Annotated in this window: 10 protein-coding genes; 5 read left to right on the top strand and 5 right to left on the bottom strand. The window is 73.3% G+C overall.

The features are described from left to right. Positions 1–17 precede the first annotated feature (17 nt). Together ACIRGB_RS14275 and ACIRGB_RS14270 are read left to right on the top strand one after the other, a co-directional pair. The gene (locus tag ACIRGB_RS14275; RefSeq protein ID WP_403863391.1) at positions 18–662 is read left to right on the top strand and encodes a HemK2/MTQ2 family protein methyltransferase; all 645 of its coding nucleotides are present in this window, start codon (positions 18–20) and stop codon (positions 660–662) included. Then, on the top strand, positions 643–894 hold the full coding sequence (locus ACIRGB_RS14270; RefSeq protein ID WP_403863388.1) for a CDGSH iron-sulfur domain-containing protein: 252 nt from the start codon (positions 643–645) through the stop codon (positions 892–894). The genes ACIRGB_RS14275 and ACIRGB_RS14270 overlap by 20 nt, the downstream gene beginning before the upstream one ends. 162 nt (positions 895–1,056) lie before the next feature. Here ACIRGB_RS14270 and ACIRGB_RS14265 read toward each other — a convergent pair whose 3' ends face one another. Continuing rightward, positions 1,057–1,491 carry a protease inhibitor gene (locus tag ACIRGB_RS14265; RefSeq protein ID WP_403863385.1) on the bottom strand — a complete coding sequence of 145 codons (435 nt, stop codon included), beginning with the start codon at positions 1,489–1,491 and terminating at the stop codon, positions 1,057–1,059. 359 nt (positions 1,492–1,850) lie between these two features. Between ACIRGB_RS14265 and ACIRGB_RS14260 the strand changes: the two genes are divergently transcribed. After that, a complete protein-coding gene (locus ACIRGB_RS14260; RefSeq protein ID WP_403863382.1) occupies positions 1,851–3,020 on the top strand; it encodes a lactate 2-monooxygenase in 1,170 nt (389 codons plus the stop codon). A gap of 39 nt (positions 3,021–3,059) precedes the next feature. Here ACIRGB_RS14260 and ACIRGB_RS14255 read toward each other — a convergent pair whose 3' ends face one another. The 3 genes from ACIRGB_RS14255 to ACIRGB_RS14245 all read right to left on the bottom strand — a co-directional run bounded on the left by ACIRGB_RS14255 (position 3,060) and on the right by ACIRGB_RS14245 (position 10,490). Next, a complete protein-coding gene (locus ACIRGB_RS14255; RefSeq protein ID WP_403863379.1) occupies positions 3,060–4,664 on the bottom strand; it encodes an RICIN domain-containing protein in 1,605 nt (534 codons plus the stop codon). A 342-nt stretch (positions 4,665–5,006) separates the two neighbouring features. Then, positions 5,007–7,250 (bottom strand): cellulase, encoded by a 2,244-nt coding sequence (locus ACIRGB_RS14250; protein WP_403863376.1) that lies wholly within the window; start codon positions 7,248–7,250, stop codon positions 5,007–5,009. Between the two features lie 153 nt (positions 7,251–7,403). Next, a complete protein-coding gene (locus ACIRGB_RS14245) occupies positions 7,404–10,490 on the bottom strand; it encodes a glycoside hydrolase family 2 TIM barrel-domain containing protein (RefSeq protein WP_403863373.1) in 3,087 nt (1,028 codons plus the stop codon). Between the two features lie 276 nt (positions 10,491–10,766). Between ACIRGB_RS14245 and ACIRGB_RS14240 the strand changes: the two genes are divergently transcribed. Together ACIRGB_RS14240 and ACIRGB_RS14235 are read left to right on the top strand one after the other, a co-directional pair. Beyond that, positions 10,767–13,148, top strand: coding sequence for a SpoIIE family protein phosphatase (locus ACIRGB_RS14240; protein WP_403863371.1), 2,382 nt, complete (start codon positions 10,767–10,769; stop codon positions 13,146–13,148). 143 nt (positions 13,149–13,291) lie between these two features. Beyond that, on the top strand, positions 13,292–13,954 hold the full coding sequence (locus ACIRGB_RS14235) for a DUF4232 domain-containing protein (RefSeq protein ID WP_403863368.1): 663 nt from the start codon (positions 13,292–13,294) through the stop codon (positions 13,952–13,954). Here the strand turns inward: ACIRGB_RS14235 and ACIRGB_RS14230 are convergent, their stop codons facing one another. After that, positions 13,955–14,923 (bottom strand): aldo/keto reductase, encoded by a 969-nt coding sequence (locus tag ACIRGB_RS14230; RefSeq protein WP_403863365.1) that lies wholly within the window; start codon positions 14,921–14,923, stop codon positions 13,955–13,957. Positions 14,924–14,985: the final 62 nt, after the last annotated feature.

Genomic DNA, 14,985 nt, shown 5'->3' with positions numbered 1-14,985 from the left:
TGGGATCCGTGAATTTCATGGTGCTTCCGGGCGTCTACGCCCCTCAGGAGGACACCGCCCTGCTGGCCGGGGCGCTGTCCGACGAGTCGCTCCCGCCGGGCGCGGCCGTGCTCGACGTGGGAACCGGCTCGGGCGCCCTGGCCCTGGCGGCGGCACGGCGGGGCGGCCGGGTCACCGCGGTGGACGTGTCGTGGCGCGCGGTGTGCGCCGCGCGCCTCAACGCGGCCCGGGCCGGGCTGCCGGTCCGGGTCCGGCACGGCAACCTCTTCACGCCCGTGCGCGGTGAGACCTTCGACCTGGTGCTGGCCAATCCGCCGTATGTGCCGGCGCCCGCCTCCGGCCGCCGGCCGCGTGGTGCCGCGCGGGCCTGGGACGCCGGGCACGACGGCCGCATGGTCCTGGACCGGATCTGCCTTCAGGTGCCCCGGCTGCTGCGCCCGGGCGGTGTGCTGCTGCTCGTGCAGTCGGCGCTCAGCGACCCCGCGAGGACCGAGGCGCTGCTGCGCGAGGCGGGCCTGAAGGCCGCGGTCGTCCGACGGCGGCGGATCGCGTTCGGTCCCGTGCTGCGCGGCCGGGAGCGCTGGCTGCGGCAGCGCGGGCTGCTGTCCGTGGCCGACTACGAGGAGGAGCTGGTGGTCGTCCGTGCCGAACTCCCCGTCTGACACCCCGCGCCCGCCGGACGCCCCGCGCCGGATCAAGGTCCAGCGCCGGGGGCCGCTGCTGGTGGAAGGGCCGGTGGAGGTGGAGCTGGAGGACGGGACGACGGTGTCCTCCGACCGCTTCCGGGTGGCGCTGTGCACGTGCCGGCGCAGTCGGCGCTATCCGTGGTGCGACACCAGTCACCGCGCCCGGTCGTCCGGGCCCGGTGACGGGTCGGCGGCCGCGAACGACTGACCCCCGGCCCCCTACCCGCAGTACCAAGTCCGGGAGGGCGGCGGACGGCCCCACTCCGTCCGCCGCCCCCGGTGCGGGACCCCGGGCTCCGTACGGCGGCGGCTCGCACTCCCCAGTGGCGAGCCGCCACTCACGCCGCACGCTCCCGGCGGTCCCGGTCCCTCAGAACGTGAAGACGCTCGCGCTGCCCGCGTTCTTCACGCACTCGTTGGCGAAGGTGCGTTCGTAGGAGAGGCGTCGGCCCTGCCAGACCCCGTCCACGGTGACGACCACGGGGGCGTACTCCCGGGTGCACATCACCGTGTCCTCGGCGGCCAGGGCGCCCGGGTCGCCGTGCGCGGCGCGCAGTTCGGCGCAGGCAGCGCCGGCCGCGGGGTGGGTGCCGGAGGCCGTCGGGGCGCAGGTCAGGGTGACCGCGCGCAGGGGTGCGGCGGTGGCAGCGCTCTCTCCGTGCCCCAGGGTCAGCACCAGGGCCGAGGGGGCGTAGAGCGACGCGGGGGCGGTGGCCGGGGAGGCGAGGGAGGCCCCGGCAAGGGGCCCGCAGACGGCGGTGGCCGTCAGGCCCAGAGTCGCTGCCCAGCGCGCGGTGTTCCGCATTGTGTGCATCCTTCCGCTCGTTTCGAGGGTGGTGCCGGCCCGGCTCGGTCGGTGCCGGAACGGCGAGCGCGAGTCTGCCGAGTCCGGCACCGGAAGACATCTCGACCCCATGGGTTTCGGTAACCTTGCGTATTGAATCAGTGGCGTGAAGTCACGGATTTTGAACGTTCCAAGTCCGCAACTGGGCGTTTCTTGATCGAATGTTGAGACCGGAACTGGCCGGATGGCGTGATCCACCCGTTCGTCAATAGGCCTGAAACACCCCTGAAACAGACCCCGTCCACCCTGGCGGCCACCCTCGGCATACCCGCGGGTATGGTGCCGGCAGCGCGAGCTCGACGACGAGAGGCGGACGTGGGATGCCGAAGCACTGGGCGGACTTCCAGTACGAGATCTATCTGAACGGCATGTCGGGCGCGGTGCCCCGGCTGCCCACCGATCTGACCCGGCTGGAGGAGCTGACCGAGCGGCGCCTGGGCCCCGGCCCCTTCGGGTACGTCGCGGGCGGCGCGGGCGACGGCAGCACCGCCCGCGCCAACCGGGCGGCGCTGGCCAGGCGCCGGATCGTCCCGCGCATGCTGCGCGACGTGCACGAGCGCGACCTGCGCGTCGAGGTGCTGGGCCGGGACCTGCCCGCTCCGCTGGCGCTCGCGCCGGTCGGCGTCCTGTCGATCATGCATCCGGACGCGGAGCCCGCCGCGGCCCGGGCCGCCGCCGCCCAGGGCGTGCCGTACATTCTCTCCTCCGCCTCCAGCACGCCCCTGGAGCAGGTCGCCGAGGCGATGGGCGACGCCGAGCGCTGGTTCCAGCTCTACTGGCCCAAGGACCGCGAGGTGGCGCGCAGCTTCCTGGAGCGCGCCGGGGCGGCCGGGTACACGGCGCTGTTCGTCACGCTGGACACGCCGCTGCTGTCCTGGCGCCCGCGCGACCTCGACCAGGCGTACCTGCCGTTCCTGCACGGGGTGGGCACCGCCAACTACTTCTCGGACCCGGCCTTCCTGGCCGGGCTGGCGAAGCCGGTGCACGAGGACCCGAACGCGGCGGTGGCGCATTTCGTCGGCATGTTCTCCGATCCCGCCAAGTCCTGGCCGGACCTGGCGTTCCTGCGGGAGAACTGGGACGGTCCGATCGTCCTCAAGGGCGTCCTGCACCCGGACGACGCCCGGCTCGCCGCGGACGCCGGGATGGACGGCGTGGTGGTCTCCAACCACGGCGGCCGTCAGGTGGCCGGTTCCGTCGCGGCGGCCGATGCCCTGCCGCGCGTGGTGGAGGCGGTCGGCGACCGGCTCACCGTGCTGTTCGACAGCGGCGTCCGCACCGGCGACGACGTCTTCAAGGCGCTCGCGCTCGGCGCGCGTGCGGTGCTCCTGGGCCGCCCCTACGTCTACGGCCTGGGCCTGGACGGCCAGGCCGGCGTGGAGCACGTGATCCGCTGCCTGCTCGCCGAACTGGACCTCACCCTGGCCCTGTCCGGACACGCCTCGCCGGCCACGCCGGGCCCCGCCGACCTGGTCGAGGACCCGGCGTGAGGGGACGGCGGCACCCCCCCCCGAAAGGAGCGGGCCCGCTCAGCCGCCGGGCAGTTCCACGGCCCGCGCGCCCGGTGCGTCGGTGCGGGCGATCGACAGGGGGCCCTCCGCCGCCGGCACCGGGTCGGTGCGCCAGCGCTGGGCCTCGGAGCCGTCGTGCACCTTGACGACGACGTCGGCGTCCGGGGCACCGGTGGTGGCGGCGAGCACGAGCAGCTTCTGCCCGCGCGGCACCCACTCGCCCCGTTCGGTGAGGTCGTAGCGCACGTCGTCGCCCCGCTCGGTGCCCTCGTCGGCGCAGGTACCGAGGATGACGACGCCGGCGTCCGCCCGCGAGTCCAGACACAGGCCCGGGTCGGCGACGCTGCGCAGCAGCCCGTCGTCCTCGTGGGTCCACTGCTGGGTCCACGCCTCGGAGCACTCCGCCAGCCGGGCACCGGCCCCGGCCTTCGGCTCGCCCCGGACGTCGAGGCAGAGGTCCGCGGCGACGTTGCGCAGCCGGGCGCGGTCCGCCGCCGTGGGCATCCCGGCCGCGTCGGGCGGTTTCGGGCGGCTCGTGGCGGACGTCTCGCCGTCGCCGTCCACGGCGCTGGTGGAGGCGGCCGGATCGGCACCGCCGCCGTCGTACGACCACACGCTCACCACGAGCACGATGGCCAGCACCCCGGCGGAGGCGGCACCGAACTGCCTGAGCAGCCGTCCGGTACGCGGCCTGCCGGGCGCCCTGCGCGCGGGCACGGGAATCCGGGCCAGCAGCCCGGGACGCCCGCCGCGGTGCCGGGCGGCGCCCTTGGCCAGGACGCCCAGCGTCGCCCGTGCCGGACGGGAGTCGAGATAGCGCCGGGCGCCCCAGCCGAGCACGGCCTCGGCGATCAGCGTGCCCAGCTCGCGCTCGAAATGGCCGAGTTGGTCGGCTGCGTGCCGGCAGTGCCGGCAGTCCGCGAGATGTCGGCGGACGTCCGGCAGCAGGGCGCCGCCCCGGCGAATCGGGACGTCGAGCAGCCGGCTGTGGAAGCGGCACTCCTGGCTGGGCGCGAGCTGCCGGTGGGCGTGCAGACAACCCTCGCGGAATTTCTCACGCGCTTGTTCGAGAGTGGCCGACGCGGTGTCGGTGTCCATGCCCAGCAGACCGGCCGGGACGCTTATGGACTCGCCTTCGACCTCCGTGTGCCAGAGCAAACAACGGGCTGGTCCGGGAAGAGAGGCGAATGCCCGGGCGGCCAGCGTGCGGTTTTCCGGGGTCAAGGACTTCGCCGCCCGCACACCCCGTCCGCCGGCGGGTTTGAGCAACTGCGGCAGGGCACCGGATATCGCGTCGTCGGCGGCCCACTGGCGGACCGTGTCGCGCACGGCCACCAGCAGGCGCGGGCGCAGCGCGGTGGCCGGTTCGCCCTCCGCGAGCCGGGCCAGCACCCGGTGCCAGGCCCCGGCGGTGACCATGGCGGTGACCTGGGCCGAGGTGGCGAGGCAGAGGGTCGCGTAGTCGTGCGCGGGCTGCCAGTGGCGGGCCATCAGCAGGGCGGTGATGCGGGCTCTCTCGCTCTCCGGGCCGTCCCGGAGCCGCGCGGCCAGCAACTCGTCGGACTCCCCGGGGTCCCCGCCCGAGGGCGGGTGGGCGGGTCGAGGGGGGTGGGGGGTGGGCACTGAGGTGTTTCCTTCCCACGCGCAGCTGACTCGGAAGTTCCGAACGCCGAAAAGGATCCACGGATTGGTGTGTACCTCTTGGGCGGAGCACGGGAGGCGTGAATTCGCCATGGCGAAATTCGGACCCGGCCCGTCAAAGCGCGTGCGAGACCCGGCCTTTACCCCCCGCACGGGTGCTTCACTCTCGCACAAACCACTCATGGTCAACAAGGCGACCGGGCAACATCGGCCGCCTTTGAAAGAAGGTCAGAAACTCCGGCATGCCGAGAGGGCCGCACCGGCTTTCCGTTTTCTCCGCGGAAGCGGTGCGGCCCTCGACGGGGGCGGGGTCGGCCGGTCGGGTCAGCCCTGGTCCGCCACGAAGGAGGCCATCCGGGCCAGTGCGGCGTTCCAGTTGATGGTGTGCTCGTTGGTCGACCAGGACTGGATGTCGTCGATGAAGCAGAACTGCCCGACGCAGCCCTGGAGTTTGCTCTGCGCGTAGGGGTCCTGGATGCTCGAGTTCGGTCCGCCGGACAGGGTGCCGTCGGGCGGCGCGGGCAGGGCCGGGTCGAGCTGCTGGGCGTACCAGCGGCTGTGCTGGTGGTGGGCGTTGGCCTCGCCGTAGCCGGTGACGTACGACATGTTCAGCGCGTTGCGGCCGAGGATGTAGTCCATGCTCTGCACGGCGCCGTCACGGTACTTGGCGCCGCCGGTGATGTCGTAGGCGGTGGCGAGGACGACGGCGTTGTTCAGGATCTGGTGGCTGGAGCCCCAGTCGTACACGTTGCCCTGGGGGGCGTAGGGCATGCCGTACGGGTGTGCCTTCAGCGTGGCCAGGTAGCCGTCGGCGCCGCGGACGACGGAGCGGCGGACCTGGTCCCGGCCGGGGAGCCGGCTGGGGACGGTCGCCAGGTCGAGGCGGGCGGGGGCGGCGGTGCTCGCCCAGTCGAAGCTGACCGGCCCGAAGACGTCGGCGGTGTGCACCGGGGACGTCAGCACGTACTCCTTGAAGTCCCGCTCCCCCGTGGTCAGGTACAGCTCGGCCGCGGCCCAGTAGAAGTCGTCGGCGACCTTGGTGTCGGGGTAGGCGCCGCCGCCGATGCCGTCGTTCGCATCGGCGAGCAGGTCCGGGTGGGCGAGTGCCGCGGCCCAGGCGGTACGGGCGGCGTCGAGTGCCTGCGCGGCGAACTCCCGGTCGTAGGGGCGGTACAGGCGGGCGGCCTGCGCGGCCGTCGCCGCCAGGTTGAGGGTCGCCGCGGTGGTCGGCGGGTGGAGTTCGCGCTTCTGCGGGTCGTCGCTGGGCAGCAGCGGCAGCCCGGTCCACTGCTCGTCGTGGATCTTGTGGTGCGCCATCCCGGCCAGCGGCTGTCCGTCCGGCACCTGCATCTTCAGCAGGAACTCCAGCTCCCAGCGGGCCTCGTCGAGGATGTCCGGCACCTTGTTGCCGCTCTCGGGGATGTCGAGCGAGCCGTCGCCGAGGCGGGCGGGCTCCCCGGTGCGGGCGTGCAGCGAGCGCTCGTAGGTGCTGAGCAGCTCCCAGGTGGAGATGCCGCCGTTGACGACGTACTTGCCGTGGTCACCGGCGTCGTACCAGCCGCCGGAGACGTCCAGGGTGTAGTCGCACACGCCGGGCTGGCAGGGCACCTCGGTGTCGCCCTGGTTGGGTGCCGTGCCCACGTGTCCGGCGGGGCGCCCGTAGCCGGGGCGGAGTTCGTCGCTGATCGCGGTGCCGCTGCGCTGCGTGTAGTAGTACTTCGCGGAGTCCAGCCGCAGCCGCTCGTAGGCGGCCGTGCCGATGTCGAAGGGGCGGCTGGTCTCGCCGTCGGCGACCAGGGTGTAGCCCTCGCCGCGCTTGGTGTAGCGGCCGAAGTCGATCGAGTGGACGTTCTGCCCGGAGGAGGCGTCGACGCCGCGCGGGGTGCTCCAGCCGTGGGCGACGACCCGCCCGGCGTCGCTCTTCAGCTGCCAGGGCAGGCGGGTGGTCGCGTCGGTGACCAGCGTGGCGTTCTTCGGCCCCGAGGGCAGGTAGGCGACCTGGTTGACCCGCACCCGCGGCCCGGTGTCCGGCACGTACGGCTCGGGCGCCACGCCGCCCAGCAGGGACACGTCGTCCACGCAGAACCGCCAGGCGTCGGGCGTGCCGCCGAGCTGGAAGCCGACCTGGCCCTGGGTGGTGTCGACGGGCGAGGTGAAGGTGTACGAGTAGGTGTTGCCCGAGACGCTCAGCTGCGGGCTGATCTCGTAGTAGGTGTCGTACGGGGACACCGACAGGCCGACGATCGCCCGGACCACGTGGTCGGCGGGCGTACCGGTGGCGGTGAAGGAGAACTTGTAGGACTCCCCGGCGGCCAGGGTGATGTCGTTCTGGCCGACGGCGGCGTCCCAGCGGTTGGCGGTGCCGCCGGGGGCGTCGGCGCACAGCCGGCCGTCGGTCACGGCGGCGGTGACGTTGCTGCTCGTCCACCAGGATGCGGTGCCGTTGTCGAAGCTGCCGTTCCTGACCTGCTCGGTCTCCTCGGCGCCGGCCGGGGCGGCGGGCAGCGCGGTGATGGCCGCCGCCAGCAGGGCCGTCAGGCAGACGAGCGCGGTTCTGCGTCTTTTCACGTCCGGGCTCCTCGGGGGAGGTGGCGCTCGCCAGTGATGGGAGCGCTCCCAAATGCGGTCGCAGGCCATGCTTGTGGCAGACATGACACGCCGTCAACGGTCCGGACGGGACCGGTTTTCCGACCGGTCCCGTCCACAGCGCGGCGGCGCGGCTCAGGCGGCGGGTGCCTCCAGGCGGCTGACGCGGACGGCTCCCCGTGCCTCGCCGGGGTGACGGCTGGTCAGCGTGAGGCGGACCCGGGAGCCCCGCAGCGGTCGGAAGGCGATGACCGTGGGCGCGTCGGAGACGGCGGCCCACTCGGTCCGCACCTCCTTCGCCGCCCGCCAGGCCCGGCCGTCCCAGACGGCGACCTCGACGCGTGCGGGCAGGCTGTGCCCGTCGTCCACGGTGAAGGAGACCTCGATGCGGTCGTAGGTGCGCGTGCGGCCGTGGTCGACCGAGATCCAGTCCTCGGCGCGGGCGCCGTCGAAGGCGGGGAGCAGGGCGGTGGCCGCCTTGTGGAAGCCGTTGGACCAGCCGGTGGCCGGGTCACCGTCGAGCACGGCGGCGGGAAGGGTGTCGGGCCGGCCGGAGTAGCTCGCGTCCGCGTGCGGGTGGTCCACGGGCGCCGGGTGCTCGGGGCGGAACTCCGGGGCCGGTGTGGTCGCCCGGTCCGGGGCCCGCCGGGCGCGAACCGTCGCCGCGCCGGTGCGCAGCCCGTCCGCGCGGGCGGTCACCCGTACCGTGCCCGCACGGGTGCCGGACCGGACGATCGCCAGCGCCTTGCCGTGGAAGGCGGTGCGGGTGCTCGCCTGGTAGCGCTCGGCACTCTCCTGGCGGCCGTTGTCGAGTCCGGCCAGCGAGCCGCCCGCGACGTCGAAGGAGATCAGGTGCTCGGCGCCGGGCACCACGGTCCCCCGCCGGTCGACCACCTCGGCGGTCACGAACACCAGGGAACGGCCGTCGGCGTCGACGGTCTCGCGGTCCGGCGTGAGGCGCAGGGCGTGCGGCGTCCCCGCGGTGCGCAGGACGTCGGTGGCCACCGTCCTGCCGTCGCGCCGGGCGACGGCCTTCAGCTCGCCCGCCTCGAAGGGCACCCGCCAGGTCAGGTGCAGCTTGCCCGCGCTGCCGTTGGGGCTGGTGTAGCTGCCGGGGTAGGGGCCGTCGATGAAGGTCTTGTCGTCGCCGGTGGCCTCCGTGGTCTCCAGGTAGGCCCGGCCGTCGACGGTCTTCTTCCGGTCGAAGCGGCGGGTGCCGAGGGACTTCCCGTTCAGGTACAGCTCGACGGTGTCGGCGTTGGTGTACGCCCAGACCTCGACGGTGTCGCCCTCGCGGTGGTTCCACGTCGTCGGCAGCAGGTGGACCATCGGCTCGTCCGTCCACTGGCTGCGGAACAGGTGGTACATGTCCTTCGGGAACCCGGCCGTGTCGACCGCGCCGAAGAAGGACGCCTTCACCGGGAAGACGTCGTACGGCGTGGGCTCCCCGATGTAGTCGATGCCGGACCACAGGAACTGCCCGGCGAACCACTTGCGGTCCCGGTCCTTCTTGTGGCCGTACTCGCCGCTCATCGTCCAGGAGGCGAGGTTGTTGTCGTAGGAGGAGGTGGCCCGCCCGCCCGGGGTGTGGTTCTCGCCGGTGTTCAGGTGCTCGGGCTCCTGGTAGGTGCCGCGGGTGGAGGTCTCGGAGGACGACTCGGACTCGAAGAGGAACAGGTGCGGGTAGGCCGCGTGCAGGTCGTCCACCGACTTGGCGGTGTTGTAGTTGAGGCCGAGCCCGTCCAGCTTGGCCAGCATCAGGTCGGCCGCCGAGCCCTTGGCGGGCAGCCTGCGGTACTTGTCGGAGCCGATGACCAGCGGGCGGGTGGTGTCGGCGGTCCGGATCGCGTCGATGATGCGGTCGGCCATGGCGAGGCCGGCGGTGGACGTGGAGTCGGGGATCTCGTTGCCGATGGACCACATGACGACGGCGGGCGAGTTGCGGGCGGCGAGCACCATCTCGGTGGCGTCCTTCTCGCACCACTCGTCGAAGAACCGGCCGTAGTCGTAGCGGTTCTTGCCGGTGCGCCAGCAGTCGAAGGCCTCCACCAGCATGATGATGCCCATCTCCTCGCAGACCCGGGTCATCTCGGGCGAGGGCGGGTTGTGCGAGGTGCGGAAGGCGTTGACGCCCATCGACTTCATGAGGGTCAGCTGGCGGCGGATCGCGTCGATGCTGACGGCGGCGCCGAGCGCGCCGAGGTCGTGGTGCAGGTCGACGCCCTTGATCTTGGCGTACCTGCCGTTGAGGTGGAAGCCCTCGTCGGGGTCGACGTGGAAGGTGCGGATGCCGAACGGGGTGCGGTACGTGTCCACGGTCCGGCCGGCGACGCGCAGTTCGGTGTGCAGGGTGTAGCGGTGCGGGCTCGCGAAGTCCCAGAGCCGCGGGCGCGCGACGGTGAGTTCGTGGGTCTCGGACGCCGTGTCGGCGACGGCCACCGTGGAGGCGGTGCGGGCCACGGTGCGGCCGTCCGCGTCCTTCACCGTCGACCGGACCTCGACCTCGCGCCCGGTGCCCGAGGCGTTCACCACCTGCGTCTCCACCCGGACGACGGCGCTCCCCCCGCTCACCCGCGGCGTGGTGACGTACGTGCCCCAGCGCCGTACGTGCACCGGCTCGGTGACGACCAGGCGGGCCTCGCGGTAGATGCCGCTGCCGGAGTACCAGCGGCTGCTCGGCAGTTGGTTGCGCACCCGCACCGCGAGGACGTTCTCGGTGCGGCCGTCGGTGTGCACCAGGTCGGTGAGGTCGAGGGCGAAGCCGGTGTACCCGTAGGGGTGGCGGCCGACCTCCCGGCCGTTGCAGTGGACGCGCGCGTCCATGTAGACGCCGTCGAACTCGACCGAGATCCGCTTCCCGGCGAACGCGGGCGGCAGGGTGAAGGCGAGGCGGTACCAGCCGAGGCCGCCCGGCAGGAAGCCGGTGCCGCTGGTGGTGCCGTGCGCGGTGGTGGGCGTCTGCTCGATGCTCCAGTCGTGCGGGACGGCCACCTCGCGCCACGCCGAGTCGTCGTAGGCGGGGTCGGCGGCGTCCGCGGTGTCCTCGGCCGCGCCGTCGAGGTCGACCAGCCGGAAGCGCCAGCCGTCGCGCAGGGCGATGGTGCTGCGGCCCGCCCCGCCGCCGGTCGCGTCCGCGGCCCGCGCCGACGGGGCGGCGAGCGCCATCCCGGCCGCAGGCGTGGCGGCGGAGGCGATCAGAACCGATCTGCGCGTGACCGTCATGGCGGATCTCCCTCATCAGAACTCATCGAGGCTCAGCAGAACTCAGAAGTACTCACAAGCAATCGCGAACAAACAGATTCTGTCGTCGCGCCCTGCGCCCACGTCAAGGCCACGGAAAGCACTTTCTGTCCGGTGCGGAACGGAGCCCGCGGTGACCCGCGCGACGGCCGGGCCCGGTGCGCCGGGTGGGTTCGGGTCCGCACGGCGCCCGAACCCACTAGGCTGGAACCAGGTGACGCGCTGATCACTGTGAGTGTGCGCAATGGAGTGGCGACGATGAGTCCGGTCAACCCGTTCGACGATGCCGCCACGGCACGCGCCGTCGTCGACGGCTCCGGCACCGTGCGGGAGTGGAACGAGGGGGCCCGCCTGCTGCTCGGTCACCCTGCCGCCGAGGTCGTGGGGCGCCCCGCCGCCGACCTGCTCGCGGACGACCGCGACGGCACGCCTCCCGGACGCGACGACGAACGGTGGAGCGGCACCCTGGCCCTGCGCCACCGCGACGGGCACACCGTGTCGGTCTGGGTGCTCGCCCACCGCAGCTCCGCGGCGGACGGAGCCCCGCCCACCTGGCTCGCCGTCACCCCGCTGCGGTCCGGACCCGAACCGGAGGACGACCCGCTGGTCAGAGCGGCCCTCACCCAGTCGCCCTGCGCCACGATGATCTTCGACGACCGGCTCCTGCTGCGCGGGGTCAACGACGCCATGGCGCGGCTGCTGGGGCTCCCGGCGGGCCGCGTGCGCGGACTGCGGGCCACCGACTTCGGCGACCGGCCGCAGAACGCGGAACTGGAGCAGCAGATGCGGCGCGTGCTGGCCTCCGGCCGCCGGCACGAGATGCAGACCCGCCTCAAGGCCGTGGGCGAGAGCCGCGCCCACGCGTGGAACGCCCGGATCGCACCGCTCACCGACGCCGACGGGCAGGTGCTCGGCGTGTGTGTCAGCGCCCACGACTTCACCGAGCAGCACCGGGCCCGCGAGCGCCTGCAACTGGTGAACGAGGCCAGCGTGCGCATCGGCACCACCCTCGATGTCGCCCGTACGGCTCAGGAGCTGGCGGACGTGTGCGTCCCCCCGCTCGCCGACTTCGTCAGCGTCGACCTGCTGGACCCGCGCGAGCACGGCGGTGAGCCCGCCACCGTGGTCGAGCCGCCGGTCGGCCTGCGCCGCACCGCCCACCGGTCGGTCACCGCCAACTGCCCGCAGTCGGTGGCCGAGACCGGGCAGCTGGACGTCTATCCGGCCGGCTCGCCCCAGGCCGAGTGTCTGCTCTCGGGACAGGCGATCGTGGCCTCGGCGGCCTACGGCGACCTCGAACGCTGGCTCCAGTGGGACCCCGTCCGCCTGCGGCGGGTGGCGGAGTACGGCATCCACTCCACGATGTCGGTGCCGCTCCAGGCCCGCGGCACCACCCTCGGCGTCGCGGTCTTCACCCGGTTCAAGCGGCCCGACCCCTTCACCCACGACGACGTGCTGCTGGCCGAGGAGGTCAGCGCCCGCGCCGCGGTCTGCATCGACAACGCCCGCCGCTACTCGCGCGAACGCGAGGCCACGCTGACCCTCCAGCGCAGCCTGCTCCCCCGGTGGCTGCCGCCCACCGCCGCGGTGCAGGCGGCCTCCCGCTATCTTCCCGCGGCCCGCTCGGGCGTCGGCGGCGACTGGTTCGACGTCATCCCGCTGTCCGGGATGCGGGTCGCCATGGTCGTCGGGGACGTCGTCGGCCACGGCATCCCGGCCTCGGCCACCATGGGCCGGCTGCGTACCGCCGTGCGCACCCTCGCCGACATCGACCTGACGCCCGAGGAACTGCTCACCCACCTCGACGACCTGGTGGTGCGGCTGTCCGAGGAGTCCGGCGACGACCGGGCGGGCGAGGTGGGCGCGACGTGTCTGTACGTGGTCTACGACCCGGTGTCCCGGCACTGCTCCATGGCCCGGGCCGGGCACCCGGCGCCCGTGCTGGTCCCGCCGGACGGTCCGCCCGAGCAGGTGAAACTGCCCTCCGGGCCACCGCTGGGCGTGGGCGGGCTGCCGTTCGAGTCGGCCGAGCTGGAGCTGCGCGAGGGCAGCCTGCTGGCGCTGTACACCGACGGTCTCGTCGAGAGCCGGGACCGGGACGCCGACGCCGGCCAGGCACTGCTGCGTGAGGCGCTGGCCGACCCCGCCGACTCCCTGGACACCGCCTGCGACCGGGTGCTGCACCGCCTCCTCCCGTCGGGCAGCGCCGCCGACGACGTGGCGCTGCTGCTGGCCCGGACCCGGGGACTGCCCTCCGGACAGGTCGCCACCTGGGACATCCCGGCCGACCCCGCGCTGGTCGCCCCGGTGCGCAAGCAAGTCCTCGACCGGCTCTCCGACTGGGACCTGCTGGAGGCGACCTTCACCGCCGAGCTGGTGGTGAGCGAGCTGGTCACCAACGCCATCCGGTACGGCTCCCCGCCCATCCGGCTCCGGCTGATCCACGACACGGCCACCCTGATCTGCGAGGTCTCCGACACCAGCCACACCGCGCCGCATCTGCGCCGGGCCAGGACCTGGGACGAGGGCGGGCGCGGTCTGCTGCTGGTGGCCCAGCTCACCCAGCGCTGGGGCAGCCGGCACACGGCCGAGGGCAAGACGATCTGGGCGGAGCTGGGGCTGCTCGACGACGAGGGGTGAGCCCGAGGTGTGAGCCCTCGCCCGATGCGGAGTGCGTCCCCTCGTTTCCCGGACCGCGCGGCGGGACACTCGGCAGTACGGGGCGTACGGTGCCGGCCGCGCCGGGACCGTACGCGAGAGCCTGACGGGAGTGTGGAGAAGCGATGGCGAACACGCCCCAGCCACTGCGCCGGACGGCCCTGCTCGCGAGCGGGGTCGCGCTGCTCGGTCTGCTGACCGCCTGCGGCGACGAGAGCGCCACATCGAGCGGCACCCCCCGGCCGAGCCAGGCCGCCCGCACGGCCGGCACGGCCCCGGGCAGCGGCACCGCGACACCCGGCGACACCGCGCCGGCGGTCGGCACGCCCACCGACACCGCGGGTTCGGCCTCCGCCTCGGCCCGCACCGACGGCCGCTGCCACACCGCACAGCTGCGGGCCGCCGTCGGCCGCGTGGACCCGGGGGCCGGGCAGCGCAACTTCCCGGTCGTGCTGACCAACACCTCCGACCGCACCTGCACGGTGTACGGCTATCCGGGCGCCGCCTTCGTGGACGCGTCCGGCAAGCAGCTGGGTCCGGACCCCGAGCGCGCGCCGGGCTCCCCCGAGACGGTCACGCTGACGCCGGGCAAGAGCGCGTGGGCCGGGCTGTCGTTCTCCAGTCCGCAGATCAGCGGCGCCCGCACGGCTACCCCGGCCGCGCTGCTCGTCACCCCGCCGGACGAGCGGGAGTCCCTCACGGTGAAGTGGACGGCCGGTGAGGTCCCGGTCGGCGGCAACGCGTCGTCGGTGTCCGTCACCGCCCTGGACGCGGGGACCGGCCCCTGATCAGTGACCGGCGATCGGGTGCGGCGCGTAGGGCCGCTCCAGTTCCTCGGTCTCCTTCTCGCTCAGCGTGAGGTCGCCCGCCGCCACGGCGTCCTCGAGGTGGCCCGGCCTGGAGGCGCCGACGATGGGCGCGGTCACCGTGTCCTGGTGCAGCAGCCACGCCAGGGCGACCCGGGCGCGCGGGACACCTCGCTCACCGGCGATGCGGGTGACGGCCTCGACCACGGCGCGGTCGCCCTCCTGGTAGAGGGTGCTGCCGAAGTTGTCGGTGGCGCTGCGCTCGGTGGCGGTGTCCCAGTCGCGGGTGAGGCGGCCACGGGCGAGCGGGCTCCAGGGCAGCACCCCGACGCCCTGGTCCGCGCAGAGGGGCAGCATCTCGCGCTCCTCCTCGCGGTAGACGAGGTTGTAGTGGTTCTGCATGGACACGAACTTCGTCCAGCCGTGCCGCTCGGCGGTGTACTGCATCTTGGAGAACTGCCAGGCGTACATCGAACTGGCCCCGATGTAGCGGACCTTGCCCGCCTTCACCAGGTCGTGCAGGGCCTCCATCGTCTCCTCGACCGGGGTGTGCGGGTCGAAGCGGTGGATCTGGTAGAGGTCGACGTAGTCGGTGCCCAGCCGCCGCAGGCTGTGGTCGATCTCGGTCATGATCGCCTTGCGGGAGAGCCCGGCGCCGTTCGGCCCGGGGCGCATCCGGCCGTTCACCTTGGTCGCGAGCACGATGTCGTCCCGGCGGGCGAAGTCGGCCAGCGCCTTGCCGACGATCTCCTCGCTGGTGCCGTCGGAGTACACGTTGGCCGTGTCGAAGAAGGTGATCCCGGCCTCCAGCGCCTGCCGGATCAGCGGGCGCGAGGTCTCCTCGTCGAGGGTCCACTCATGCGTGCCGCGGTCGGGGACGCCGTAGGTCATGCAGCCCAGGCAGATCCGCGACACGTCCAGGCCGGTCGAACCGAGCTTCACGTACTGCATCGTTGCTGCTCCTGTCTTCGCAGATCATCGGTACCAGGGCGAGCGTACGTCTTCGCGCGGGC

Source organism: Streptomyces sp. NPDC102490 (assembly GCF_044765285.1).
GTDB lineage: Bacteria > Actinomycetota > Actinomycetes > Streptomycetales > Streptomycetaceae > Streptomyces.
Note: the sequence above shows the minus strand (reverse complement) of the source record. Positions and strands in the feature narration are given on the sequence as shown.

Coding starts and splice junctions, on each gene's coding strand:
- ACIRGB_RS14275 (WP_403863391.1), top strand. CDS start 18: ATGGTGCTTCCGGGCGTCTACGCCCCTCAGGAGGACACCGCCCTGCTG.
- ACIRGB_RS14265 (WP_403863385.1), bottom strand. CDS start 1,491: ATGCGGAACACCGCGCGCTGGGCAGCGACTCTGGGCCTGACGGCCACC.
- ACIRGB_RS14260 (WP_403863382.1), top strand. CDS start 1,851: ATGCCGAAGCACTGGGCGGACTTCCAGTACGAGATCTATCTGAACGGC.
- ACIRGB_RS14245 (WP_403863373.1), bottom strand. CDS start 10,490: ATGACGGTCACGCGCAGATCGGTTCTGATCGCCTCCGCCGCCACGCCT.
- ACIRGB_RS14240 (WP_403863371.1), top strand. CDS start 10,767: ATGAGTCCGGTCAACCCGTTCGACGATGCCGCCACGGCACGCGCCGTC.
- ACIRGB_RS14235 (WP_403863368.1), top strand. CDS start 13,292: ATGGCGAACACGCCCCAGCCACTGCGCCGGACGGCCCTGCTCGCGAGC.
- ACIRGB_RS14230 (WP_403863365.1), bottom strand. CDS start 14,923: ATGCAGTACGTGAAGCTCGGTTCGACCGGCCTGGACGTGTCGCGGATC.